Here is a 23,341-nt window from a genome sequence, read left to right as displayed (position 1 = left end):
GCGGAGACGGATATTCGCACGCCGTCATTGCGCGCAAAGCAACCCCCACACACAACCTCGTCATGCCCCGCCACCGGGTCGCGCGAACGCGCGCGCCCGATGACAGGCTCCGGCGGGGCATCCAGTAAGCCGCGGCTTCTCGATTCGATCGCTGACGTCTCTGGAATACTGGATCGCCCGGTCGAGCCGGGCGATGACAGTGGAATGTGCGGCGGCTCAATAATCCTTCAGCAGCCGCTCGATGTAGTCGAGCTCGAGCTGCGGCCGTGACGGATCGGCGAGGCGGCGGCGCAGTTCTTCGAGGATGCGGCGGACGCGCTGGACGTCGATCTCGCCGGGGATCTTCACCGTGTAATCGTCGCCGAATTCGCGGCCGTGCAACGGACGGCCGAGCGGATCGGTCTGGTTGCCGCCGCTCTGCTGACGGCCGGCGCGATTGCCGGGGCCATCGCCCGGCTGGTCGCCATCGCCCTGCTGCATCGCGTCCGCAAGGCTCTGCGCGCCCTTGCGCAGCGCATCGAGCGCGCGTCCCTGCGAGTCCACCGCGCCGTCGGCATTGCCCTCGCCGAGCCGGCCGGAGGCATCGCCCATCGCGGAGTCGGCCTGGTCGAGCCCGTCGCCGTCATCGCCCTGATCGCCTTGGTCTCCCTGCTGGGCCTGGTCGCCCTTCTGACCCTGGCCCTTCTGGCCGCGCTGATCCGGACCCATGCCGCGCTTGGCGAGCTCTTCCTGCAGCTTCTTCAGCCGGTCGCGCAGCGCCTGCTGATCCTGCTGCAGGTCGCCCATCGACTGCTCGCCCTGCTTGCCGCGCATGCGGTCGCGGCGGGAATCCTGGCCCTGCTTGAAGGTCTTGTCGCGCAACTGCTGCTGCTTGCGGATCATGTCGCCGAGCTCGTTGAGCGACTGCTGCATGTCGTCGTCGCCCTGATTGGGCTGCGCCATCTGCAGGTTTTCGAGCATCTGCTGCATCTGCTCGAGCAGCTGCCGCGCCGCATCCTTGTCGCCGGAGCGCGACAGCCGCTCCATGCGGTCGAGCATGTTCTTGAGATCCTGCTGGCTCAACACCTTGGCGTTCGGATCGAGCGGCCGGGCGAGCTGCTGCGGATTGTTGCGGAACTGCTCGGCGAGCTGGCGCAGGAAATTGTCCAGCGCCGCGCGCAGATTGTCGGTGAGCTTCTTGATCTCCTCGTCGGTTGCGCCGCGGTCCAGCGCCTGCTTCAGCGCGTCCTGCGCCGCGCGCAGCGCCTTGTCGACGTCGGAGATGTTGCCGTCCTCGATGGTGACGGCGAGCGCCCACAGGCTGGCCACGACCCCGCGCAGCTGGTCGTCGGTGCGTGCCGCCTCGAGCTGGCGGCTGACGGTGTGGAGGCCGAGATAATAGCCGGTCTCCGGCATGAACATTTCCGGCGCGATCATCAGCGCCTCGAGCGCGGCGAACACCTGGCCGTTCTGGTTGGCGTCGAGCGCCAGGATGCGGCGCTGCTCGATCAGCGCGCGCGCCAGCGGCTTGGTGAACAGGCGCTCGGGCAGCCGCATGTTGAACGGCTCGCTCTTGCCCTCATTGCCGGCCTCATCCTTGGCCGTCAGCGTCAGCGTGACGTCGGCGCCGGCATAGGGATCTTCGCTGAGGTCCTTGACGGTCTGGCCGACGCCGTTGCGGGTGCGCGCATTGGGCAGCACCAGCGCGAATTGCGGCGGCTCGAACAGCGGACGCGGCTGCGCCGCCTTGCCGTCGGCATCCTTGGCAGCATCCTTGGGCGCATCGCCTGGCCGCGCCGCGAACTGCGCGCGTGCTTCGCTGACGCCGTAATCGTCCTCGAGCCGGTAGGACATCTGCAGCGAACCGCGCGCCTGCCGCTCCGGATCCTTGGCGAGCGCGATCGACGGCGGGCGGTCCGGCGTCGCGGTGAATTTCCACTGCGGCTGGCCGGCCGGCGCGCGGACATGCGCGGTGCCGTCGGCGACGATCTTGAAGTGCCGCTCGTTGGTGCCCTTGGGCGCCTGCCCGTCGGGCGCGACCTCGGTGAGGCCGCCACCGACGACGACGTCGATGGTGCCTCCGCTGGAGCGCACCAAAAGCGTGCTGCCGGCCGGAACCGCGAGCGGGCCATTGTCGGCCGCGGCGGCATCCTTGTTGGCGTTCGACAGGATGATCGGCGGCTTGCCGGTGTAGTTCGGCGGCGTTACCCAGGCATCGACCCGGACATTGGGCGGCGCCATGATGCCGTTCCAGTCGAACGCGGAGGCGACCCGCAGGCCGCGCTCGTCGCCGGCGGCGACATAGGTTGCGACCAGCATCACGATGACCAGCGCGCGCAGCGCCCAGGGGTCGTGCAGCGAGACGCGCGGCCGCGGCAGCCCGGCGCGGATGCGCTTGATCGAGGCCAGCGTGCGCTCGCGCTGCGCCTGCCACAGCGCCAGCGCGAACGGATCCTTGTTGGTGAGCGTATCGGAGAGCGTGGTCGCCGGGCGATGCCGGATGCCGGCGCCGCGGTCGAGCCGGCTCAGGCCCTCTTCCCGGCTCGGCCAGCGGAAGCGCAGCAGTGGCAACAGCATCGCGAGGGCGGCAATCGCGAACAGGCCGGCGCCGGCGACGCGTGCGACAAACGGCAGCACCAGCCAAAGCCCGGCCCAGGACGCGACCAGGAACAGACCCACGACCGTCAGGAACCGCGCCAGATGCGGCCACGACCGTTCCCACGCAATCGCAAATCTTGCCCGCTGCAGCGCCTCGGTCAGTTTCAGCCGCGCGATCGCATCGCTGTCGCGGACGGCGCGTGAGGCGTTGTCGGACGGGTCGATGTTGGCTCCGCTCAATAAAATCTCCGGGGTAGCCGGCAGGTCAGCTTAGCACAGCGGCGGCTTTGAGGCACCCGTTCCGGGGCGTAACCCACACCGGGAAATACGCATAACACGAAGGCGTGACTGCGGCGGTTCGACCCCGTAACTTCCCGGCCCGAACCAACGCCTTAACGCATGAGGAAACGATATGGACCAAAAAACGCACGACAAGGGGCTCGAAATCCGCAAGGCGGTGCTCGGCGAGGCCTATGTCAACAATGCGCTGAAGAATTCGGACAGCTTCAACAAGCCGTTCCAGGAACTGGTCACCGAATATTGCTGGGGCGCGGTCTGGGGCCGCGAGGAGCTGCCGCGCAAGACCCGCAGCATGCTCAACCTCGCCATGATCTCGATCCTGAACCGGCCGCACGAACTGAAGGCGCACATCAAGGGCGCGCTGACCAACGGCGTGTCCCGCGACGAGATCCGCGAGATCTTCATGCAGGTCTCGATCTATGCCGGCATCCCCGCCGGCGTCGACAGCTTCCGCATCGCGCGCGAGGTGTTCGCCGAACTCGACAACAAGGCGTAAGGCGCTGCTGCCTCCGCATCGTCGTCCCTGCGAAAGCCGGGACCCATAACCACAGGTCTTCGTGGTTAGAGATGCTGGAGCCCCAGCTCCGCGCAATCATCAAGAGCAGTGGTTATGGGTCCTGGCTTTCGCCAGGACGACACCGAGGCTGGGGGACGTCTTGCTTCGCTCTCCTCGCAACAACGAAGAACAAGGAAACGACTCATGGAAATCGGATTCATCGGCCTCGGGAAGATGGGCTTCCCGATGGCGCGCCGGCTGATCGAGGCCGGCCAAAAGCTCACCGTGTTCGACACAAGCAAGGACGCGCTCGACAAGCTGGTCGCGCTCGGCGCTGAGGCTGCAACCTCGCCCAAGGACGTCGCCGACCGGGTCGAGACCGTGATGGCGAGCCTGCCCTCGCTGCAGGCCTCGCTCGAGGTCGCGACCGGCACCGGCGGCGTGATCGAGGGCACGCGCGTCAAGCGCTTCATCGATCTCTCCACCGTCGGCTCACAGATGGCAGTGAAGATCCACGACCTGCTGGCGAAAAAGAACATCGTGCAGATCGACAGCCCGGTGTCCGGCGGCGTCTCCGGCGCCGAGAAAGGCACGCTGGCGGTGATGGTGTCGGGCCCGCGCGCCGATTTCGAGCTGGTGAAATCCGCGCTCGACGTGATCGGCAAGGTGTTCTTCATCGGCACCAAGCCGGGCTCCGGCCAGACCATGAAGCTCGCCAACAACTTCCTATCGGCGACCGCGATGGTCGCGACCTCGGAAGCGGTGGTGATGGGCGTCAAGTCCGGGCTCGATCCGGCCGTGATGATCGATGTCATCAATGCGGGCTCGGGGCTGAACACCGCGAGCCGCGACAAGTTTCCGCGTTCGGTCTTGCCGCGCAGCTTCGATTTCGGCTTCGCCACCGGGTTGATGGTGAAGGACGTGCGGCTCGCGGTCGAGGAGATGCGCTCGCTCGGGCTTTCGATGGAGGTCGCCGAAGCGGTCGGCCGGCTCTGGGAGGTGATCATCCGCGAGGAAGGACCGGAGTCGGATTTCACCGCCGCGATCAAGCCGATCGAGAAGGCCGCGGGCGTGATCGTGGGTGGCGGCAAGGGCGGTAGCCACGCCGCGAAATAACGCTCTCGCCGAATTAAACGCTGTCGTCCCGGGCAAGCGAAGCGCGACCCGGGACCCATAACCACAGGCGTTTGTGGTTTAGCTGAGCTGGGGCCCAGCTCAATACAACAATCAAGAGCGGTGGTTATGGGTCCCTGCTCCCGTGCGCAATTGCGCACTAGGCAGGGACGACACCGAGAATGAGGTGCCAGTGTGCCTCACAACCACGGCGCGGGCTTGTCCATCGCAATCAGCGCGTCGACGTCGATGCGCGGGCGAACGATCGCATACTGGTCGTCCTTGACCAGCACTTCCGGCACCAAGGGCCGGGTGTTGTAGGTGCCGGCCTGCACCGCGCCATAGGCGCCGGCGGTCATGATCGCGAGGAGATCGCCGGCCTTCGGCTGCGGCAGCGCGCGGTCGAGCGCGAGATAGTCGCCGGTCTCGCAGACCGGCCCGACCACATCGGCGACCATGGTCGGGGTATCAGGCGCGGGCTGGCGCACCGGCAGGATATCGTGATGCGCTTCATACAGCGTCGGCCGGATCAGGTCGTTCATCGCGGCGTCGATGATGACGAAGTTCTTGGCATCGCCCGGCTTCACATGGATCACGCGGGTGACGAGGATGCCGGCATTGCCGACGATCATGCGGCCCGGCTCGAACATCAGCGTGCAGCCGAGATTATGCGTGACGCGCTTGACCATCGCGGCATAGGCATCCGGCGCCGGCGGCGCGGCGCGGTCCATGTAATAGGGAATGCCGAGGCCGCCGCCGAAATCGACATGGGAGATGTCGTGGCCGTCGGCGCGCAGTGTCTGCACGAAATCGGCGAGCAGGCGGAAGGCAGCCTCCAGCGGGCCGAGATCGGTGATCTGGCTGCCGATATGGACGTCGGTGCCGGTGATCTTGATGCCGGGCAGCTTCGCGGCGCGGGCATAGACCTCGCGGGCGCGTGCGATCGGAATGCCGAACTTGTTCTCCGACTTGCCGGTCGAAATCTTGGCATGCGTGCCGGCATCGACGTCCGGATTGACCCGCACCGAGATCCGCGCCGTCGTCTTCATCTCGACCGCCAGCCGCGACAGCATCTCGAGCTCCGGCTCGGACTCGATGTTGATGCAGAGGATGTCGGTGGCGAGCGCGGCGCGCAGCTCAGCCTCGGTCTTGCCGACGCCAGAGAACACGATCTTCGACGGCGGAATGCCGGCCGCCAGCGCCCGCTTCAACTCGCCGCCGGACACCACGTCGGCGCCGGCACCGAGCTTCGCCAGCGTGCGCAGCACCGACTGGTTGGAGTTCGCCTTCATGGCGTAGCAGACCAGCGCCTTCTCGCCGGCGAAGGCTTCGGTGAAGACGCGGTAGTGCCGTTCCAGCGTCGCCGTCGAATAGCAATAGAACGGCGTGCCGACGGCTTCCGCCAGGTCAATGAGATTGACCGCCTCGGCATGCAGCACGCCGTTGCGATAGTCGAAATGGTGCATGACACGCTTTGAATACTAGTTGCCGAGCAGCGGATCGAGGATGAAGGGCCGTTTATTGCCTTTCGATGCGGCCGGCGCGGCATCCGATCCATAGGTCGGGTTGAACACGCTGGGCTGCGCCGCCCGCTCGCTCTCGGTATCGCCCGGCGCCGCTGTCGTGCCCGGCGCGGCGTTCGCGGTCGGCGGCAGGTCGAGCGGCCCCTTGCGGCCGCAGCCGCCGAGCGTCAGCGCTGATACGCTCAGCACAATCATGGCCCATCCCGAGGGGGTCAGGCGGTTCTTGCTAGTCACGACGAAATCCCCAATTCGGGCCGCACCATACAAACATTGGTGTGCTCTGGCGAGAGGCGGAGGGCCACGAAATCACGGCCAAATTTTCGCGATCAGCCCGATTTTCGCTCTTTTTCCAGCCGCTTGGCCCAGGCTTTGGCTTGCGCCGTCACATTCTTCGGCGCCGTGCCGCCAAACGAGGTCCGGCTCTGCACCGAGGATTCGACGCTGAGCACCTTCAAGGCGTCGGCCGTGATCTTCGGCTCGACCTCCTGCATGGCCTTCAGCGGCAGCTCGTGCAGTGCCACGCCCTCCTGCGAGGCCAGGCCGACGATCCGCCCGGTAACGTGGTGGGCGTCGCGGAACGGCATTCTCAGGGTGCGCACCAGCCAATCGGCAAGGTCGGTCGCGGTGGCGTAGCCCTCGCCGGCGGCGGCCTTCATCTTCGCCGCGTCCGGCACCAGGTCCTCGACCATGCCGGTCATGGCGCGGATTGCGAGCGACAGCGCCGCGAACGCCTCCATCGCGCCCTGCTTGTCCTCCTGCATGTCCTTTTGATAGGCGAGCGGCAGGCCCTTCATCACGATCAGCAGCGCGGTGAGCGCGCCAATCACGCGGCCGGTCTTGGCGCGCACGAGCTCGGCCGCGTCCGGATTGCGCTTCTGCGGCATGATCGACGATCCCGTCGTGAACTTGTCGCTGAGCCTGACGAGGCCGACCAGCGGCGAGGTCCAGATCACGATCTCCTCGGCGAAACGCGACATGTGCACCGCGCAGATTGCAGCCGCCGACAACGTCTCCAGCACGAAATCGCGGTCGGAGACCGCGTCGAGCGAATTGGCCATCGGACGGTCGAAGCCGAGCGCCTTGGCGGTCGCGGCACGGTCGATCGGAAACGAGGTGCCGGCCAGTGCGGCAGCGCCGAGCGGCGATTCGTTCAGCCGCTTGCGCGCATCGGTAAAGCGGCCGCGGTCGCGGCTGGCCATCTCGACATAGGCCAAGAGATGATGGCCGAAGGTCACGGGTTGGGCGGTCTGCAGATGGGTGAAGCCAGGCATCACGGTTCCGGCATGCTCCAGCGCGCGGGCGACCAAGGCCTCCTGGAACGCGGCCAGCGCCGCATCGGTCTCATCAATGGTGTCGCGGACGTAGAGGCGGAAATCGGTCGCGACCTGGTCATTGCGCGAGCGCGCAGTGTGCAGCCGGCCCGCCGCGGGCCCGATCAATTCGGACAGCCGCGACTCGACGTTCATATGGATGTCTTCGAGCGCGCGCTTGAAGTCGAAATCGCCCTTGCCGATTTCTGACAAAATCGTGTCTAGACCTTTGCCGATATTTTTCGCATCAGCAGCGGTGATGATGCCCTGTGCAGCGAGCATTGCGGCGTGGGCCTTGGACGCGGCGATGTCCTGGGCATAAAGGTGACGGTCGACGTCGATGGAGACGTTGATTTCCTCCATGATCGCGTCGGGACGCTCCGAGAACCGGCCGCCCCACATCTTGTTGCTCATGACTTCTCGCTCACGAATTTGTATTGCAGGCCGTGCGGTTTCATCGCCGGAGCGGCGAAACGGCATGGCGGTTCCGGTCGTATTCCCGGCATTGCTTAGCCACATCTGACCCAGGATGACAAACGATATGCCCGAGACGACCCCGTCCGAACCGACCGCCAAGCCTGCCGCCCGGTGGCGCATCCCGCTGGTGATCGGCGCCGTGCTGGCCGGGGCCGCGATCGGCTATGTCGGGGTCTCCGGCCTCAAGCATCCCGCGGGTGGCGACGTCGCCTGCAACAGCGCGGTGGATCTGGCCAAGAAGATCGCCCCGCTCGCCCATGGCGAGGTCGCGGCGCTGACCATGGCGACCACCCCCTTGAGGCTGCCGGACCTCGCCTTCGAGGACGCCAACGGCCAACCGAAGAAGCTCTCGGACTGGCGCGGCAAGACGGTACTCGTCAATTTGTGGGCGACCTGGTGCGTGCCCTGCCGCAAGGAAATGCCGGCGCTCGACAGCCTGCAGACCAAGCTCGGCGGCAAGGATTTCGAGGTGGTCGCGATCAACATCGACACCCGCGACCCGGACAAGCCGAAGAATTTCCTGAGAGAGGCCAATCTGACCAATCTCGGCTATTTCAGCGACCAGAAAGCCAAGGTCTTTCAAGATCTTAAGAACATAGGCAAGGCGCTGGGCATGCCGACCTCGGTGCTGGTCGACGGCAAGGGCTGCGAAATCGCCAATATCGCCGGCCCCGCCGAATGGGCGAGCGACGACGCGATCAAGCTGGTGAAGGCGGCGCTGGGGCCGGCCGCAGCGGGGTTCTGATCAGGCGACGGCGTTGAGGTTGCCGCCGACGCCGGGGGACAAGTTCGCGGTGGAAGGACTGCCGAGCAGGGTCTGAACGGCGAACTTTTCCGCGTCGAGGTTCTGCTTGGTCACACGGGTCGCGATCTCGCCCTGCAGGTTGCCCTGCTGCATCGACAGAATGCTGGTGACCATGCTCATCATGTCCATACGCGGCACTCCCAAGTCCGGCTTTGGACGTAGCCGGGGAAAGTTAACGCTTGGTGTCGGCGGCCGCGTCAGGCTGACACATCGTTTGGACGACGAGCCGCTCAGACCGCGTTCGCCGCGAAGGCCGCACCTAATGTGCGCAACGCCCGCCGTGTCCGTGCGTCTGACAGTTTTGAGTGAAGCATGACGTCGCGCGACGGCAGTGGCGGCAGGCCTAGCCGCGGTCCGAGGTCGACGGTATCGGCTGGCGCCACTCGGCGCGCCAGCGCTGCGACGGCAAGGCCCGCGGAAATCGCGGCCCCGATCGTCGCAAGCCCGCCACCGACGAACGCCTCGGTCCAGGCGATGCCGGCAGCGTCGAGAGCCTCGACCGCCATCGCGCGCACGCTGCACGGCTCGGCTTGCGTCGCCAGGCGCAGCGGCTCGCCCGGCCGATGGTGAAAATCGGGCGCGGCCATCCAGCCGAAGGGTTCTTCGAACAGCACGTCGCCATCGCGGCGCTTGGCGTCGTGGCGCAGCACGATCGCAGCATCGAGCTTGCCGTCGTCGAATGCGCTGAGCACCGAGCGTGACGTATCGACGTGCAGCTGGATCACCAGTCCCGGATCGGTGGTGTTCATCCGCTTCAACAGCGAGGCCAGTTCCGATCCCACGATGTGGTGGCTGATGCCGACCACCAATCGCCGATGTTCGACGGCAAACGACCCGATCGCCGATTGATGCGCGGCCACGAGATTGCGCGCCGCGCCGAGGAAGGCGGCCCCTTCCGCGGACAGCCTGACCAGCCGCGGCGTCCGCTCCAGCAGCCGCCGGCCGAGCCCGTCTTCCAGACGCCTGATCTTCAGGCTGACCGCGGACTGCGTGGTCTCCATGACCTGCGCCGCGCGCGTGAAGCTGCTGAGGTCGGCCACCAGGACAAAGGCCTGCACCGCCTCGACGTCGAGTGCCTTCATCGCCATTCATTTAAATTAGCAATCATTGAAATGCGATATCATACCATTTTTCAATGATCAAGAAGCCCCTAGGATCGGCTGCACGCAACGATCACCTCCAGGAGAGCCTTCATCATGCCGCTGACCCGCGTCTCCCTGCGACGGGGCAAGCCCGCCGCCTACCGCAAGGCCATTCTCGAAAGCCTTTATCGCGCCATGCGCGAGACCTTCGATGTGCCGGAAGGCGATCGCTTCATGACGATCTCCGAGCACGACGACGACGATTTCGCCTATGGCGCGGACTATCTCGGGATCAGGCGCAGCGACGATCTGGTCATCATTCAGGTCACGGTCAGCAACACCCGCCCGGTTGCGCAGAAGCAGAAGCTCTATCGACGCATCGCCGAACTGCTGAGCGAAAGTCCCGGCCTGCGCGCCGAGGACATCTTCATCAACCTTGTCGAGGTGCTTCCCGAAAACTGGTCGTTCGGCAACGGTGAGGCGCAGTACGTCCGATGACCGCGACACCCATCCTCTCGCCGCGCATGAGCGGCATCAAGGCATCGCCCGCATCGGTGCTGCGCCGCCGCGCCCGCGAATTGCGCGCCGCCGGGCGTGAGATCATCGAGCTGTCGTCGGGCAATCTCGACTTCCCGACGCCGGATCATGTGATCGCGGCGGCGCATGAAGCGGCACGGCGCGGCGAGACCCGCTACACCGATGTCGACGGCACGCCGGAGCTCAAGCGCGCGGTGCAGGCCGCGCTGCTGCGCGACCACCATCTCGATTACGAACTGAACGAGATCGTCATCACCAATGGCTCGACCCAGGCGCTGTTCAACGCGCTGCTGGCGACGCTGGCGCCTGAAGACGAGGTGATCGTCCCCGCGCCGTACTGGGCGCCGTATCTCGATCAGGTCCGGCTGGCGGGCGGCACGCCGGTGATCGTGCCCTGCGCGCAGAACAACGGCTTCAGGCTGCGTGCGGAGGATTTGCAGGCGGCGATATCGCCGCGAACCCGCTGGGTCGTCGTCAACAATCCGGTCAATCCCTCCGGCGCGCTGTATTCTCCGGAGGATCTGGCTGAGATCGCCGCGATCCTGTTGCGCCATCCGGACGTCTGGGTGCTTGCCGACGGGCTCTACGAGCACATCGTGTTCAACGGCGCTCCCGCGCCGACGCTTGCGGAAATCGAGCCGCGCCTGAAGGTGCGGACGCTGACCGTCAGCGGTCTCGCCAAGAGCTACGCCATGATGGGATGGCGCATCGGCTACGCCGCAGGCCCCTCGGCGCTGATCCGCGAGATGATCACGATCCAGTCGCAGACCACGTCCGGTGCGTCGTCGATCAGCCAGGCCGCCGCGGTGGCCGCCCTCGACGGCGCGCAGGATGTGCTGGCCGAGCGCGCCGTCATCCTTCGCGCAAGGCGTGACCGCTTTGCTGAACTCGTGAACGGATGCCGCGGGCTCTCCTGCACGCCGCCGGAAGCCACGTTCTATCTGCTGGTCAGTTGCGCCGGCGTGATCGGCAAGCGTGCTGCCGACGGCAAGCTGCTCGAGACTGACCGCGATTTCTCCAGCTACCTGCTCGAACAAGCCGATCTGGTGGTGTTTCCCGGCGAGGATTTTGGGCTGTCGCCTTCTATTCGCCTCAGCTTCGCCAACCCGTCATCGACCATCGAAGAGGCCGGACGGCGGCTGAAGCGCGCCTGCGAGGCACTGCAATGACAACGCAGGAGAAAAGCCAGCGCCTCGCGCTAACAGCGCATCTGCTCGGACTTGGAACGGGTGTGACGATGGTTGTCGGCCTCGTGCCCGCGGCGCTTGCGCTGTTGCGGGCACTGATCTGAGACGAGCGCGCGTAAATTATCGTGTCGGGACCGGCTTGTCGCCGCGATAATCGTAGAAGCCGCGCTGGCTCTTGCGTCCGAGCCAGCCGGCCTCGACGTACTTCACCAGCAGCGGACACGGCCGGTACTTGGAATCGGCGAGCCCCTCGTGCAGCACCTGCATGATCGACAGGCAGGTATCGAGGCCGATGAAATCGGCGAGCTCGAGCGGGCCCATCGGATGGTGCGCGCCGAGCTTCATCGCGGCGTCGATCGCCTCGACGTTGCCGACGCCCTCATACAGCGTGTAGATCGCCTCATTGATCATCGGCAGCAGGATGCGGTTGACGATGAAGGCGGGGAAATCCTCCGACACCGCGACCTGCTTGCCGAGCTTGGCGACAAAGGCCTTGGAGGTGTCGAAGGTCACGTCGTCGGTGGCGATCCCGCGGATCAGCTCGACCAGCTCCATCGCCGGCACCGGATTCATGAAATGAATGCCGATGAATTTCTCCGGGCGGTCGGTCGAGGCGGCGAGCCTTGTGATCGAGATCGACGACGAGTTGGTCGCGACGATCGCTTCCGGCTTCAGCACCGCGCAGAGGTCGTGGAAGATCTTGCGCTTGGTCTCTTCCTTCTCGATCGCGGTCTCGATCACGAGATCGCAGTCGGCGAGCGCATCGATCGTCTCGGAGGAGGTGATGCGGTCGAGCGCCTGCTTGCGCTCGCTCTCGCTGATGTGTTTCTTGGCGACCTGGCGGGTCAGATTGCCGTTGATGGTCGCCAGCGCCGACTTCAGCCGGTCGCCGGACACGTCATTGAGCACCACGTCGAAGCCGGCCAGCGCCGCCACATGGGCGATGCCGTTGCCCATCTGGCCCGAACCGATCACGCCGACCTTTTTGATTGCCACCGTCATCTTGTCATCCACCGGAACGGCGCGCATGTCGCGCCTGCCCAATTCCAACGATACCCGAAGCGAAGCCTTCCGGGTTGCCCAATCCGCCGGAAAACGTTTCCCGGGACCATGATGTGATTAAAGATAATCACACCCCGATCCCATTTTCCCCTATCGAGCTCGATCCTTTCGGAAAACCGTTTCCGGATCGTTGCCCCAAGAATAATAACACCGGCCGGAGATTACTCACCCGGCCGGTGTCTTGTCGCTTACTTTCCGAGCTTGCCGAGTGCTTCGGTCAGTTCTGGAACCGCCTGGTAGAGGTCGGCGACCAGGCCGTAATCGGCCACCTGGAAGATCGGTGCGTCCTCATCCTTGTTGATGGCGACGATCACCTTGGAGTCCTTCATGCCGGCCAGATGCTGGATCGCGCCGGAGATGCCGACCGCGACATAGAGTTCCGGGGCCACCACCTTGCCGGTCTGGCCGACCTGCCAATCGTTCGGCGCATAGCCGGCATCGACCGCGGCGCGCGAGGCGCCGACGCCGGCGCCGAGCTTGTCGGCGAGCGGCTCGATGTACTTGGCGAAGTTCTCGCGGCTCTGCATGGCGCGGCCACCCGAGACGATGATCTTGGCCGAGGTCAGTTCCGGACGGTCGCTCTTGGCGACTTCCTCGCCGACGAACGTGGACAGGCCGGGATCGGCCGCCGATGCGGCATTCTCGATCGCCGCGCTGCCGCCTTCACCGGCTGCGGCGAAGGTCGAGGTACGGACTGTGATCACCTTCTTGGCGTCCTTCGACTTCACGGTCTGGATCGCGTTGCCGGCATAGATCGGACGCTCGAAGGTGTCGGGCGCGACGACCTTGATGATCTCCGAGACCTGCATGACGTCGAGCAGCGCTGCGACGCGCGGCATCACGTTCTTGAAGCGCGAGGTCGCGGGGGCGACGAAGGCGTCATAGTTCGGCGCCAGCGCGACGATCAGCGCGGCCAGCGGCTCGGCGAGGTCGTGCTCATAGGCCGGGCCTTCGGCCACCAGCACCTTCGCGACGCCGGCGAGCTTGCTTGCTGCTTCCGCCGCCGCCTTGGTGCCCTGGCCGCCACCGGCAACCAGCACATGGACGTCGCCGCCGAGCTGGCTCGCCGCGGTCAGCGCCTTGTTGGTCGAGTCCTTCAGGGTCTCGTGGTCGTGTTCAGCAATCAACAGCGTCGTCATCAGAGAACCCCGGCTTCGGTCTTGAGCTTGTTCACGAGTTCGGCGACGTCCTTGACCTTGACGCCCGCCTTGCGGCCCGCCGGTTCCGCGGTCTTCAGCACTTCGAGATGCGGCGTGAGATCGACGCCGTAATCCGAAGCGCTCTTGTCGTCGATCGGCTTCTTCTTCGCCTTCATGATGTTGGGCAGCGACGCATAGCGCGGCTCGTTGAGGCGGAGGTCAGTGGTGACGATCGCCGGGCCCTTGAGCCTGATGGTCTGCAGGCCGCCGTCGACTTCGCGCGTGACCTTGAAGTCAGAGCCTTCGACCTCGAGCTTGGAGGCGAAGGTCGCCTGCGACCAGCCGAGCAGCGCGGCCAGCATCTGGCCGGTCTGGTTCGAGTCGTCGTCGATCGCCTGCTTGCCGAGGATGACCAGGCCGGGCTGCTCCGCCTCGACCACCGCCTTCAGGATCTTGGCCACCGCGAGCGGTTCGACATTGCCTTCGGCCTTGACCAGGATGCCGCGGTCGGCACCCATCGCAAGCCCGGTGCGAATGGTCTCGGAAGCCTGCGCCGGTCCGATCGAGACCACCACCACTTCGGTCGCCTTGCCGGCTTCCTTCAGCCGCAGCGCTTCCTCGACGGCGATTTCGTCGAACGGGTTCATCGACATCTTGACGTTGGCGAGCTCCACGCCCGATCCGTCACTCTTGACGCGGACCTTGACGTTGTAGTCGACGACCCGCTTTACCGGCACAAGAACCTTCATCGATCCTCTTTCGCTTTGATTGTATGGGTTTCGGTTGGCTGGCGCGGAACCTAAAGGTCCCGTACCCCCCGGTCAACGCGGCAAAGCCAAAAAACCGTCCCCCGGTTTTGAACCAGTTTAGCGGTTCTGACCCGGCACCCACAACACGTCTCCGGCTCCCTTGTTGTTCTGGAAGCGGCTGGCAACGAACAGGAAATCCGACAGCCGGTTCATATACTGGATGCCAGCTTCATTGACCGGCTCGTCGGGCCGGGCAGCGAGTTCCACCATCATGCGTTCCGCGCGGCGACATATCGTCCGGGCCAGATGCAGATATGCAGAAGCGGGTGTCCCGCCGGGCAGCACGAACGAAGTCAGCGGCGCGAGCTGGTCGTTCAGGCTGTCGATATCGCGCTCGAGCCGCTCGACCTGGCTCGCCAGCATCCGCAGACGCTCAGTCTTGCCCTCGCGCTCGGGCACCGCAAGGTCGGCGCCGAGATCGAACAGATCGTTCTGGATCCGGCCGAGCATCGCATCGACATCGGGGCTATCGGCCAGATGCAGCCGCACCACGCCGATCGCCGCATTGGTCTCGTCGACCGTGCCGTAGGCAGCAACGCGCAGATCGTATTTCGGCCGCCGCTCGCCGGAGCCGAGCGCGGTGGTGCCGTCATCGCCGGTGCGCGTGTAGATCCGATTGAGAACGACCATGGTTGGCTCCGGTGTTGTCACCTCTCCCACAGGGAGAGGTCGCGAGCATCTTGCGAGCGGGTGAGGGGATGCGGTCTAACGACGGACCTGAATCCCTCACCCGGATCGCCGATGGCGATCCGACCTCTCCCAATGGGAGAGGTGAAGGTTAGCGCATCTACCGCCCCATCGCCCAGACCACGACCGTCGCGATCACGATGGCGACGAACTGGAACAGCACGCGCAGCCGCATCAGCTTCTGCGACGTGTTCGGCGAGCCGCCCCTCATCATGTTGACAAGGCCGAGCAGCAGCACCAGGGCCACGGCGCCGACGGCGATAGGAAGAACGATCATGCTGAGGACGGATGTCATCTGCGGTACATAACACCGCATGGATCGGACTTCCACACAGCTGGGCCATGCAACCAACTGGCTTTTCAATGCGTAATATTGGATGCTGGACCGGTTTTCGGACCGAGCCGTCGTCGACAATGCCGGGTGGAATGTGAAGCAGCTTCGTTACGTCACCCATGTCGTGATGGATGCCTTTTACACGTTCCTCGCCGATGACGGCTGGGCGATCGCGAGCCACATCGCGCTGTCGACCCTGATGGCACTTTTTCCGTTCCTGATCGTGCTGACGTCGCTGGCCGGCTTCTTCGGCTCCAAGGAGCTTGCCGACCAGGCGGTCGGGCTGTTGCTCCAGGTCTGGCCGGAGCAGGTCGCCGAGGCGCTGTCCGACCAAATCCACGACGTTCTGACCAACACCCGGGGCGACATCCTGACCATCGGCGCGGTGCTCGCGGTCTACTTCGCCTCCAACGGCGTCGAGGCGCTGCGGGTGGCGCTGAACCGCGCCTATGCCGTGATCGAACCGCGGCGCTGGTACTGGCTGCGGCTGGAATCGATCGGCTACACCCTGGTCGCGGCGTTCACCTCGCTCGCGATGGCATTCCTGATCGTGCTCGGCCCGCTGATCATCGAGGCGGCGCGGCGCCATATTCCGTTCTTCGTCGAATCGAACGAGAGCCTGCTCAACACCGTGCGTTACGGCATCACGGTGCTGGCGCTGGTCGTGGCGCTGTTCATCCTGCATGCCTGGCTGCCGGCGGGGCGCCGCGGCTTCACGCAGATCCTGCCCGGCATCATCTTCACCGTGGTGGCGTCGCTGGTCTCCGGCATCGGCTTCGGCATGTACCTGGCGCGCTTCGCCAACAACTATGTCACGATGTATGCGGGGCTCGCCTCGGTGATCATCGCGCTGGTGTTCCTGTATTTCATCGCCGCGATCTTCGTGTTCGGCGGCGAGCTGAACGCGGCAATCATTAAGTCGCGGTTGCCGCACGGCGTGTCGCTTCAAGCAGCGCAGTCGCTAGCGCCCGCGGAGAAACAGGCTTGACCAGGAAGGCGTCGGCGCCGGCAGCGCGCGCCGCGGCCTCGTCCTCGGCACGGCCGGAAATCCCGACAATCACGATACGGCCGTGCGGCGGCGGCAGCGCGCGGATGCGCTTGATTGCCTCGACGCCGTTGATGCCCGGCAGCACCATATCCATCAGCACGGCGTCGAAGGCGCCCTGCCCAAGCCGATCAGGCGCGGCTTCGCCTTGGCCAACGAATTCGGCGTGGTGACCGAGCTCGGTCAGGATCGTGTTGAGCACGACGCGACCGAACGGATTGTCCTCGACGCTGAGCAGCCGCAGCCCTTGCGACAGCAGCGCCGCCCCGCTTTGGCCCGGCGCCGCGCCGACCGGCCCTTCGGCGCGCGCCAGCACCACGTTGAGCGTGAAGATGGTGCCGCCGCCCGCGCGCTGGGCCGCGACTATGTCACCGCCCATGGCGCGCGCGAGCTGCCGGACCGAGGACAGGCCGAGCCCGGCGCCGCCGAACCGCGAGGCGATCGAGACGTTGGCTTGCGAGAACGGCCGGAACAGGCGCTTGACCTCTGCCAGCGTCAGGCCGATGCCACTGTCGGAGACCGCGAAAGCGACGCCGAACCTGCCGCCGCCGATCTTGCCTTTGGCGGCGCGCACCGGCGCGACATGCAGCTCGATGCTGCCCTGCTCGGTGAACTTGACGGCGTTGTCGATCAGGTTTTCCAGCGCCGCACGCAGTCGGACGGGATCACCGACCGCAAACGCCGGCAGCTTGCTGGAGACCTCCACCGAGGCCTGCAGCCCCTTGGCCGCCGCGCGGCCGGCCAGCGAATCCCCGGCAAGGCGCGCCAGCGCACGCAGATCGAAAAAGTCCTGCCGGATCTCGAGCCCCGGCCCCTCGTTCCGGGCCGCATCCACGAACAGGGTCGCAAGGCTCGCCAGATGCTCGGCGCCGGCCTTGATGGTATCGACCCAGCGCCGCTCGCGCTCACCGAGATCCGATGTCGCGAGCAGATTGCTGATCGCGAGGATTCCGGTCAGCGGCGTCCGCACCTCATGGGCAAAGGCGGCGAGCGCGGTCTCGACCATGCTGGGAGCGGCATTCGCGGACGGCTTCGGCGCGGCCCGCTTGCGGCGCGGCTTGGTTGCGGTCTTGGCGGCAGTTTTGGCTGTGCTCTTGGCGGAGCGCGTTTTTGCGGCGCGCGTCTTCGGCGGCACCCTTCCGGATGGCCGCGTACTGCGCCGTACGCGCGATTTTGACGCCATGGTCTCCGTGATCCCCGCCCCTGATCGCAACATGGCATGCCAGGCGTGCCGGAGTCACGGCGGCGTTTGCGGCTTTCCTGAGCAAAGCGGCACGATGGTAACCCGCTTACTCGCGATCGAAATTCGGTCGGGATCTACGGCAGGCCGACCAGGCGGCGGATGTCGGCCGGGCTCGCCCCCGCCGCCCGCAGCTCGCGCAGCCCGGTCGCCTGGGTCGATTTCGACAGTTTCTGGCCGGCGGCGTCCGGGATCAGCCGGTGGTGCCGGTAGGCCGGCGCGGGCAGGTCCAACAGTTCCTGCAACAGCCGGTGCACGCTGGTCGACCAGAACAGGTCAACGCCCCTGACCACATCGGTGATGCCTTGCAGGGCGTCATCGATCACGACGGAAAGATGGTAGCTGGTTGGGGTTTCCTTGCGCGCCAGGATCACATCGCCCCAGGCCTTCGGCCGCGCTGCGACGTCACCGCGCTCGCCGGCCGGCCACTCGCCCGCTTCCCGCCAGCGCAGGCTTCCGGCGCGCACGCACGCGGCCGCCATGTCGAGCCGCAGCGCGAATGGCGCGCCCTGCCCAACCAGCCGGTCGCGGTCCTCGGCCGACAGCGATTTGGCCGCCCCCGGATAGAGCGGCGCGCCATCCGGATCGCGCGGCCATGCACCACCGGACTCCCTCTCCGCGACCAGGCGCGCGATGTCGGCGCGGCTCTCGAAGCTGGGATAGATCAGCCCCTGCGCCGACAGCCGGTCGACGGCCGTGCGATAGGCTGAAAAATGCTGGGACTGCCGCCGCACCGGGGTTTCCCAGCCGATGCCGAGCCAACCGAGATCCTCGTAGATCGCCTGCTCGAACTCCGGACGGCAGCGCGTCGCATCGATGTCCTCGATGCGCAGCAGGAAACGTCCACCCGACTGCCGCGCGAGGTCAAAGTTGAGCAGCGCCGAATAGGCGTGGCCGAGATGGAGATAGCCGTTCGGACTCGGCGCAAAGCGGAAAACTGGTGGCATGGCGTTTGGTCGTAGGTCATTGCCGGGCTCGACCCGGCAATCCTTGTTTAGGCATGATCTTTCCGGAAAACCGGCTTCCACTTTCCCGGATCATGCGGCTGGACAAGACTCTGTTACGATAGGAGATGGATGCGCGGGTCAAGCCCGCGCACGACAAGTCGATGCAGATCCCGCAATGCTGATCCATCTCGAAACCCAGGCCGACCTCGACGACGCGATCCACAAGCTGGTCGCACAGGACCGCCGCCTGCGGCCGATCCTCGAACTGACCGGCATGCCGGCGATCCGGCAGCGCGAGCCGGGCTTTGCCGGGCTTGCCGCGATCATCTGCGGCCAGCAGCTTTCGACCGCGAGCGCGGCGGCGATCTGGGGACGGGTCAGCAAGGCGTTCGACCCGTTCCACCATGATGCGATCCGCAAGGCGCGGGCCGACCGCCTCGGCCGGCTCGGGTTGTCCGCGGCCAAGATCAAGACCCTGAAGCACATCGCCCGCGAGCTTGCCGAGGAGCGGCTGAACCTCGACGTGCTCGCCAACGAGGATGCCGATGCCGCGCACAACACCCTGACCGCATTGCCCGGGATCGGCCCCTGGACCGCAGACGTCTATCTCCTGTTCTGCCTCGGCCATGGCGACGCGTGGCCCGCCGGCGACCTCGCCGTGCAGGAAGCGGTCAAGGTCGGGCTCGGCCTGAAGGAACGGCCGACGCCGAAGCAGATGGCGCCGCTTGCGGAGCCGTGGCGCCCGCTGCGCGGCGCCGCCGCCCATCTGTGGTGGGCGTATTATCGCGTGCTCAGGAATCGCGAAGGCGTGATCGCCGGCGCAAAGTAGGGCGCAAAAAAACGCTTGCCGTGTGATCGCGTGGTATATCATCAGTAGACCAATACTTTATCAATTTGACGGCCTCGCGCATTTTGCACGCCCAACACATCCTTCCTGCAAGGAGGACCGACCTGGTTTCTCTCCGCACTCCGCTGACGCTTCTCCTGCTGTCCCTGGCCGCCATCGCCGCGGTGTGGTGGTGGCTGGGCATACCGGTCAACCTGGTGCGGGCACCGATCGATCCCAACGACAAGGTGCAGTGCATCTCATACGCGCCGTTCCGCAACCACCAGACGTCGCTTTCGCAGACGACGCAGGTGTCGAAGGAACAGATCGCGGAAGATCTCGCCCAGCTTGCCAAAGTATCCAACTGCATCAGGACCTACGCGAACGATCTCGGCCTCGATCAGATTCCCGAACTCGCGGCCAAGGCGGGACTGAAAGTCATCCAGGGCATTTTCCTCGACCGCGACCGCAAGAAGAATGCAACGCAGGTCGAAACGGCGATCCGCCTCGCACGGGAATATCCGGAAACCATCATCGCGCTGGTGGTCGGCAACGAGGTCCTGCTGCGTAAGGAAATGTCGGCTTCCGACCTCGCCGCCCTGATCCGCTCGATCAAGGCGCAGGTCAGCGTCCCCGTCACCTATGCCGACGTCTGGGAATTCTGGCTGAGCAATCGCGAACTTTCCGACGTGGTCGATTTCGTCACGATTCATATCCTGCCCTATTGGGAGAACATTCCAATTCCGGCGGAGCGTGCCGCCGCCCACGCTGACGAGATTCGCCGGCAGATCGCGGCGGTTTTTCCGGGCAAGGAGATCCTGATCGGAGAATTTGGTTGGCCGAGCGAGGGGCGCATGCGCGAATCAGCGCTGCCGTCGCGCACCAATCAGGCGCGGGTGGTGGCGGAGGTACTGGACCTCGCGCGGCGCGAGCATTTCCGCGTCAACCTGTTCGAGGCCTATGATGAAGGATGGAAGCGGGAGATCGAAGGCACGATCGGCGGAACCTGGGGCCTGTTCGATTCCGAAGAGCGCGCGCTGAAATATCCGGCGGGCGTGCCGATCAGCAATTTCCCGCGCTGGAAGCTGCAAATGCTGGGCGGAATGGCGCTGGCGATCCTGGTGTTCGGCGCGGCATGGCTGACCTCACGCCGCAAGCCCGAACAACCCGGGCTCGCGTCATGGCTTACGGTCGGCGTATCGGCGACGACAGCCGGAATCCTGTTCGGGGTGGCCGCCCAGAAGATGGTCTATGAAAGTTACGGAACGGGTGGCTGGTTGCTGTGGGGCTCACTGCTGGCGGCGGCAACGGCTTCGCCGGTGCTTGGCGCCAACGCCCTGATGTCGGGTCGCACATCGCCGAGCTTCCTGGAATTGTTGGGTCCGAAGGGCCACCATACTGAATCGGTGCTGGTGACCCTGCACGGATTGGCCTTGATGGTCACCGTCGTGATCGGCACCGCGGCCGCGATCGGCCTCGTGTTCGACCCGCGCTTCATCGATTTTCCCTTTGCGTCGCTCACCATGGCGGTTGTGCCCTTTGCGGCGATCACGCTGCTCAATCCTCCCGCGAAAGGAATCCGTCCGCTCGCGGAATCGATATTTGCTGGCATTTTTGCCGTGGCGGCGATCTATGTCGGGCTCAACGAAGGTCCGGAGAACTGGCAGTCGCTGTGGACGTGCGCCGCCTTCTTGCTGCTTGCGGCAACGCTGTGGCGGGCGCGTGCCTGAGAACGGCAAAGCGGTCCGAAATGCAGCCACCTCTCACCTACCTTCTATCCGCGCAACCTCACCCGGTCCTCGCGCGCGGAAGCGGTGACGAAGTCGAGTACCGCGCGCACCGCGGGGAGTTCGACAAGATCAGGGTGCGCAAGCAGCCAGATGTCGGCCACGCTGAACAGCTTTTGCGGTGCGACGCGCACCAGATCGGGATAGTCGGCTGCGACAAAGCACGACAGCGCGGAAATTCCGAGCCCGGCCCGCGCCGCGGCGAGCATGTCGCCCTGCGACGAGCACCGCATCACCACCGATCCCTGCCGCGTAATGGCATCGCTCCAGCGCGCCAGGCGCTCATTGGAGGCTCGATCGGCGAAGCCGATGATGCTGTGTCCTTTCCACTCGTCGCGCCGTTCGGGCAGACGCCGCCCCGCGGCGTAGTCGCGCGAGGCAAAGAAGCCGGTGCCGAGACGGCCGATCTTGCGGCCGATCAGATTCTCGTCGCCGCTATCCACCGGCCGCAGCACGACATCGGCCTCGCGGCGGCGCACGCTGGCCGGAAACGGATGGGTGATGATTTCGAGCTGGATGTGGGCGTGGGCACGGAGAAACGGACCGAGCCGCGGCATCAGCCAGTGCGAGGCCAGCGTCGCACCGATCGACAGCTTGACCACGCCGCGCGCCTGGGCGCCGGTCGCCGACACCGCGGCTTCGGCGCGCAGGGCCGCCGCCGCCATGGCCTCGACATGCTCGCGGAATTTGCGCCCCTGCGATGTCAGCGAAAGACCGTCATTGGATCGCGCGAAGAGGCGAACGCCGAGCTGATCCTCCAGCTCGGTGACCTTGCGACCGACCGTCGGGTGGCTGGAGCGCAGCCGGCGCGCTGCGGCCGCGAAGCTACGGGTTTCCGCAACCGCGACGAAGGTCTTGCAAAGGTCCCAGTCCATCGGCTCCCCCACGGCAATGCTGCGACCGTCCTGTTCACTCTTGACGAGCTGTCTGTTCAATATTGAACGGCCCGGCGATGCCGTCCAGCTCTATAATGCACAGCAGCAAGCGCAGGCCAGCGGCTCCGCCCGGCCCGACGCGCTCAAATCAACATCAATGAACGCGCCCCGGCCCTGGCCGGCCTCGCGACAAGGGAGGATCCGAATGCCGTTGCCTGCTTCGCTCGCCAACAAGCTTGAACTGCCGGTCGTCGGCTCGCCACTGTTCATCGTCTCGGGGCCGGAACTAGTGATCGCGCAGTGCAAGGCCGGCATCGTCGGCTCATTCCCGGCGCTGAACGCCCGCCCGGTTGAGAAGCTCGACGAGTGGCTGACGCAGATCGAGAACGAGCTCGGCGAGTACCAGGCGCTGCATCCGGAGAAGAAGGTCGCGCCCTACGCCGTCAACCAGATCTGCCACGCCTCCAACGACCGACTGATGCGCGACATGGAAACCTGCGTGAAGCACAAGGTGCCTGTGATCATCACCTCGCTGCGCCCGCCGTCCGAGATCGTCGAGGCCGCGCATTCCTTTGGCGGCGTGGTGTTCCACGACGTCATCAACGTCAAGCACGCCCGCAAGGCCGCCGAGCAGGGCGTCGACGGATTGATCCTGGTCTGCGCCGGCGCCGGCGGCCATGCCGGCACGCTGTCGCCGTTCGCGCTGGTGCGCGAGGTCAAGCAATGGTTCAAGGGCACGATCCTGCTGTCGGGTGCGATCTCCGACGGCTGGAGCATCGCATCCGCGCTCGCGCTGGGCGCCGATCTCGCGTATGTCGGCACCCGCTTCATCGCGACCGAGGAAGCCAATGCCGACCTCAGGTACAAGCAGGCGCTGACCGAATATGCCGCCCACGACATCGTCTATTCGAACCTGTTCACCGGCGTGCACGGCAACTACCTCGGACCGTCGATCGCAGCCGCAGGCCTCGATCCGGCCAATCTGCCGGTCGCCGACAAATCCACGATGAACTTCGGTTCCGGCGGCAACACGAAGGCCAAGGCCTGGCGTGACATCTGGGGCTCCGGCCAGGGTATCGGCCAGATCGTCGACGCCCCGCCGGTCGCCGAACTGGTGGCGCGGCTGAAGGCGGAGTACACCGAGGCGCGCAGCGACTTCCTGCGAGCCAGCGCCTGACGACGA

General features: G+C 65.6%; 24 protein-coding genes. 10 read left to right on the top strand and 14 right to left on the bottom strand.

Annotation, left to right across the window (positions count from 1 at the left end):
- Positions 1-216: 216 nt before the first annotated feature.
- Positions 217-2,817: a TIGR02302 family protein gene (locus tag G6P99_RS06145; protein WP_029079733.1), complete on the bottom strand. Its 2,601-nt coding sequence runs from the start codon at positions 2,815-2,817 to the stop codon at positions 217-219.
- A gap of 172 nt (positions 2,818-2,989) precedes the next feature.
- Here G6P99_RS06145 and G6P99_RS06140 point away from each other — a divergent pair, with 172 nt between their 5' ends.
- Positions 2,990-3,373, top strand: coding sequence for a carboxymuconolactone decarboxylase family protein (locus G6P99_RS06140; RefSeq protein ID WP_018268955.1), 384 nt, complete (start codon positions 2,990-2,992; stop codon positions 3,371-3,373).
- Between the two features lie 204 nt (positions 3,374-3,577).
- Positions 3,578-4,489, top strand: a complete 912-nt coding sequence (locus G6P99_RS06135) for an NAD(P)-dependent oxidoreductase (protein ID WP_029079734.1) — start codon at positions 3,578-3,580, stop codon at positions 4,487-4,489.
- 197 nt (positions 4,490-4,686) lie between these two features.
- Here G6P99_RS06135 and lysA read toward each other — a convergent pair whose 3' ends face one another.
- From lysA to argH, 3 genes are all read right to left on the bottom strand, one after another.
- Entirely contained in the window at positions 4,687-5,952 is a 1,266-nt protein-coding gene (gene lysA / locus G6P99_RS06130; protein WP_029079735.1) for a diaminopimelate decarboxylase, read from the bottom strand.
- A gap of 15 nt (positions 5,953-5,967) precedes the next feature.
- Positions 5,968-6,243, bottom strand: coding sequence for an LPS translocon maturation chaperone LptM (lptM, locus tag G6P99_RS06125; RefSeq protein WP_029079736.1), 276 nt, complete (start codon positions 6,241-6,243; stop codon positions 5,968-5,970).
- Between the two features lie 92 nt (positions 6,244-6,335).
- Positions 6,336-7,733 carry an argininosuccinate lyase gene (argH, locus tag G6P99_RS06120; RefSeq protein WP_029079737.1) on the bottom strand — a complete coding sequence of 466 codons (1,398 nt, stop codon included), beginning with the start codon at positions 7,731-7,733 and terminating at the stop codon, positions 6,336-6,338.
- A gap of 127 nt (positions 7,734-7,860) precedes the next feature.
- Between argH and tlpA the strand changes: the two genes are divergently transcribed.
- Positions 7,861-8,541 (top strand): thiol:disulfide interchange protein TlpA, encoded by a 681-nt coding sequence (tlpA, locus tag G6P99_RS06115; protein WP_029079738.1) that lies wholly within the window; start codon positions 7,861-7,863, stop codon positions 8,539-8,541.
- Here tlpA and G6P99_RS06110 read toward each other — a convergent pair whose 3' ends face one another.
- The gene (locus tag G6P99_RS06110) at positions 8,542-8,730 is read right to left on the bottom strand and encodes a putative motility protein (protein ID WP_029079739.1); all 189 of its coding nucleotides are present in this window, start codon (positions 8,728-8,730) and stop codon (positions 8,542-8,544) included. It lies immediately after the preceding gene.
- Positions 8,731-8,831: 101 nt separating this feature from the next.
- Positions 8,832-9,689 (bottom strand): LysR substrate-binding domain-containing protein, encoded by an 858-nt coding sequence (locus G6P99_RS06105; protein WP_084518376.1) that lies wholly within the window; start codon positions 9,687-9,689, stop codon positions 8,832-8,834.
- A 108-nt stretch (positions 9,690-9,797) separates the two neighbouring features.
- Between G6P99_RS06105 and G6P99_RS06100 the strand changes: the two genes are divergently transcribed.
- Genes G6P99_RS06100 through G6P99_RS06090 form a run of 3 tightly spaced genes read left to right on the top strand, consistent with a single transcriptional unit; the run spans position 9,798 to position 11,511 of the window.
- Entirely contained in the window at positions 9,798-10,181 is a 384-nt protein-coding gene (locus G6P99_RS06100; RefSeq protein ID WP_029079741.1) for a tautomerase family protein, read from the top strand.
- Complete coding sequence (locus tag G6P99_RS06095) at positions 10,178-11,389, top strand: pyridoxal phosphate-dependent aminotransferase (RefSeq protein WP_035976518.1); 1,212 nt, start codon at positions 10,178-10,180, stop codon at positions 11,387-11,389. The genes G6P99_RS06100 and G6P99_RS06095 overlap by 4 nt, the downstream gene beginning before the upstream one ends.
- On the top strand, positions 11,386-11,511 hold the full coding sequence (locus tag G6P99_RS06090; protein WP_256375148.1) for a hypothetical protein: 126 nt from the start codon (positions 11,386-11,388) through the stop codon (positions 11,509-11,511). The genes G6P99_RS06095 and G6P99_RS06090 overlap by 4 nt, the downstream gene beginning before the upstream one ends.
- A 16-nt stretch (positions 11,512-11,527) precedes the next feature.
- On the opposite strand, the gene G6P99_RS06085 is transcribed toward G6P99_RS06090, so the two are convergent.
- From G6P99_RS06085 to G6P99_RS06065, 5 genes are all read right to left on the bottom strand, one after another.
- Complete coding sequence (locus G6P99_RS06085) at positions 11,528-12,409, bottom strand: 3-hydroxybutyryl-CoA dehydrogenase (RefSeq protein WP_029079743.1); 882 nt, start codon at positions 12,407-12,409, stop codon at positions 11,528-11,530.
- A 248-nt stretch (positions 12,410-12,657) separates the two neighbouring features.
- Positions 12,658-13,608: an electron transfer flavoprotein subunit alpha/FixB family protein gene (locus G6P99_RS06080; RefSeq protein WP_029079744.1), complete on the bottom strand. Its 951-nt coding sequence runs from the start codon at positions 13,606-13,608 to the stop codon at positions 12,658-12,660.
- Complete coding sequence (locus G6P99_RS06075; RefSeq protein WP_029079745.1) at positions 13,608-14,357, bottom strand: electron transfer flavoprotein subunit beta/FixA family protein; 750 nt, start codon at positions 14,355-14,357, stop codon at positions 13,608-13,610. The genes G6P99_RS06080 and G6P99_RS06075 overlap by 1 nt, the downstream gene beginning before the upstream one ends.
- A 117-nt stretch (positions 14,358-14,474) precedes the next feature.
- The gene (locus tag G6P99_RS06070; protein WP_029079746.1) at positions 14,475-15,047 is read right to left on the bottom strand and encodes a cob(I)yrinic acid a,c-diamide adenosyltransferase; all 573 of its coding nucleotides are present in this window, start codon (positions 15,045-15,047) and stop codon (positions 14,475-14,477) included.
- Between the two features lie 157 nt (positions 15,048-15,204).
- Complete coding sequence (locus G6P99_RS06065) at positions 15,205-15,399, bottom strand: twin transmembrane helix small protein (protein WP_165127538.1); 195 nt, start codon at positions 15,397-15,399, stop codon at positions 15,205-15,207.
- Positions 15,400-15,565: 166 nt separating this feature from the next.
- On the opposite strand from G6P99_RS06065, the gene G6P99_RS06060 reads away from it, so the two are divergent.
- Positions 15,566-16,426 carry a YihY/virulence factor BrkB family protein gene (locus G6P99_RS06060; RefSeq protein ID WP_371261153.1) on the top strand — a complete coding sequence of 287 codons (861 nt, stop codon included), beginning with the start codon at positions 15,566-15,568 and terminating at the stop codon, positions 16,424-16,426.
- On the opposite strand, the gene G6P99_RS06055 is transcribed toward G6P99_RS06060, so the two are convergent.
- Together G6P99_RS06055 and gluQRS are read right to left on the bottom strand one after the other, a co-directional pair.
- Positions 16,353-17,666, bottom strand: a complete 1,314-nt coding sequence (locus G6P99_RS06055; protein WP_029079749.1) for an ATP-binding protein — start codon at positions 17,664-17,666, stop codon at positions 16,353-16,355. The genes G6P99_RS06060 and G6P99_RS06055 overlap by 74 nt on opposite strands.
- Positions 17,667-17,800: 134 nt before the next feature.
- Positions 17,801-18,670, bottom strand: coding sequence for a tRNA glutamyl-Q(34) synthetase GluQRS (gluQRS, locus tag G6P99_RS06050; RefSeq protein ID WP_029079750.1), 870 nt, complete (start codon positions 18,668-18,670; stop codon positions 17,801-17,803).
- Positions 18,671-18,845: 175 nt separating this feature from the next.
- On the opposite strand from gluQRS, the gene G6P99_RS06045 reads away from it, so the two are divergent.
- Together G6P99_RS06045 and G6P99_RS06040 are read left to right on the top strand one after the other, a co-directional pair.
- Positions 18,846-19,499: a DNA-3-methyladenine glycosylase family protein gene (locus tag G6P99_RS06045; RefSeq protein WP_029079751.1), complete on the top strand. Its 654-nt coding sequence runs from the start codon at positions 18,846-18,848 to the stop codon at positions 19,497-19,499.
- A 164-nt stretch (positions 19,500-19,663) separates the two neighbouring features.
- Positions 19,664-21,226, top strand: coding sequence for a glycosyl hydrolase family 17 protein (locus tag G6P99_RS06040; protein WP_035976540.1), 1,563 nt, complete (start codon positions 19,664-19,666; stop codon positions 21,224-21,226).
- Between the two features lie 44 nt (positions 21,227-21,270).
- On the opposite strand, the gene G6P99_RS06035 is transcribed toward G6P99_RS06040, so the two are convergent.
- The gene (locus G6P99_RS06035) at positions 21,271-22,158 is read right to left on the bottom strand and encodes a LysR family transcriptional regulator (RefSeq protein ID WP_029079753.1); all 888 of its coding nucleotides are present in this window, start codon (positions 22,156-22,158) and stop codon (positions 21,271-21,273) included.
- Positions 22,159-22,363: 205 nt separating this feature from the next.
- Between G6P99_RS06035 and G6P99_RS06030 the strand changes: the two genes are divergently transcribed.
- Positions 22,364-23,335: an NAD(P)H-dependent flavin oxidoreductase gene (locus tag G6P99_RS06030; RefSeq protein ID WP_029079754.1), complete on the top strand. Its 972-nt coding sequence runs from the start codon at positions 22,364-22,366 to the stop codon at positions 23,333-23,335.
- Positions 23,336-23,341 lie beyond the last annotated feature (6 nt).

The organism is Bradyrhizobium sp. 6(2017), assembly GCF_011058295.2.
GTDB classification, from domain to species: domain Bacteria; phylum Pseudomonadota; class Alphaproteobacteria; order Rhizobiales; family Xanthobacteraceae; genus Bradyrhizobium; species Bradyrhizobium septentrionale.
This window is presented reverse-complemented; position numbering and strand designations above follow the sequence as displayed.

What these genes read in the sequence shown, in the direction of transcription:
- G6P99_RS06140 (WP_018268955.1), top strand. Translation starts at nt 2,990, where the DNA reads ATGGACCAAAAAACGCACGACAAGGGGCTCGAAATCCGCAAGGCGGTG.
- G6P99_RS06135 (WP_029079734.1), top strand. Translation starts at nt 3,578, where the DNA reads ATGGAAATCGGATTCATCGGCCTCGGGAAGATGGGCTTCCCGATGGCG.
- lysA (WP_029079735.1), bottom strand. Translation starts at nt 5,952, where the DNA reads ATGCACCATTTCGACTATCGCAACGGCGTGCTGCATGCCGAGGCGGTC.
- argH (WP_029079737.1), bottom strand. Translation starts at nt 7,733, where the DNA reads ATGAGCAACAAGATGTGGGGCGGCCGGTTCTCGGAGCGTCCCGACGCG.
- tlpA (WP_029079738.1), top strand. Translation starts at nt 7,861, where the DNA reads ATGCCCGAGACGACCCCGTCCGAACCGACCGCCAAGCCTGCCGCCCGG.
- G6P99_RS06110 (WP_029079739.1), bottom strand. Translation starts at nt 8,730, where the DNA reads ATGGACATGATGAGCATGGTCACCAGCATTCTGTCGATGCAGCAGGGC.
- G6P99_RS06105 (WP_084518376.1), bottom strand. Translation starts at nt 9,689, where the DNA reads ATGGCGATGAAGGCACTCGACGTCGAGGCGGTGCAGGCCTTTGTCCTG.
- G6P99_RS06100 (WP_029079741.1), top strand. Translation starts at nt 9,798, where the DNA reads ATGCCGCTGACCCGCGTCTCCCTGCGACGGGGCAAGCCCGCCGCCTAC.
- G6P99_RS06095 (WP_035976518.1), top strand. Translation starts at nt 10,178, where the DNA reads ATGACCGCGACACCCATCCTCTCGCCGCGCATGAGCGGCATCAAGGCA.
- G6P99_RS06090 (WP_256375148.1), top strand. Translation starts at nt 11,386, where the DNA reads ATGACAACGCAGGAGAAAAGCCAGCGCCTCGCGCTAACAGCGCATCTG.
- G6P99_RS06085 (WP_029079743.1), bottom strand. Translation starts at nt 12,409, where the DNA reads ATGACGGTGGCAATCAAAAAGGTCGGCGTGATCGGTTCGGGCCAGATG.
- G6P99_RS06080 (WP_029079744.1), bottom strand. Translation starts at nt 13,608, where the DNA reads ATGACGACGCTGTTGATTGCTGAACACGACCACGAGACCCTGAAGGAC.
- G6P99_RS06075 (WP_029079745.1), bottom strand. Translation starts at nt 14,357, where the DNA reads ATGAAGGTTCTTGTGCCGGTAAAGCGGGTCGTCGACTACAACGTCAAG.
- G6P99_RS06070 (WP_029079746.1), bottom strand. Translation starts at nt 15,047, where the DNA reads ATGGTCGTTCTCAATCGGATCTACACGCGCACCGGCGATGACGGCACC.
- G6P99_RS06065 (WP_165127538.1), bottom strand. Translation starts at nt 15,399, where the DNA reads ATGACATCCGTCCTCAGCATGATCGTTCTTCCTATCGCCGTCGGCGCC.
- G6P99_RS06060 (WP_371261153.1), top strand. Translation starts at nt 15,566, where the DNA reads ATGGATGCCTTTTACACGTTCCTCGCCGATGACGGCTGGGCGATCGCG.
- G6P99_RS06055 (WP_029079749.1), bottom strand. Translation starts at nt 17,666, where the DNA reads ATGGCGTCAAAATCGCGCGTACGGCGCAGTACGCGGCCATCCGGAAGG.
- gluQRS (WP_029079750.1), bottom strand. Translation starts at nt 18,670, where the DNA reads ATGCCACCAGTTTTCCGCTTTGCGCCGAGTCCGAACGGCTATCTCCAT.
- G6P99_RS06045 (WP_029079751.1), top strand. Translation starts at nt 18,846, where the DNA reads ATGCTGATCCATCTCGAAACCCAGGCCGACCTCGACGACGCGATCCAC.
- G6P99_RS06035 (WP_029079753.1), bottom strand. Translation starts at nt 22,158, where the DNA reads ATGGACTGGGACCTTTGCAAGACCTTCGTCGCGGTTGCGGAAACCCGT.
- G6P99_RS06030 (WP_029079754.1), top strand. Translation starts at nt 22,364, where the DNA reads ATGCCGTTGCCTGCTTCGCTCGCCAACAAGCTTGAACTGCCGGTCGTC.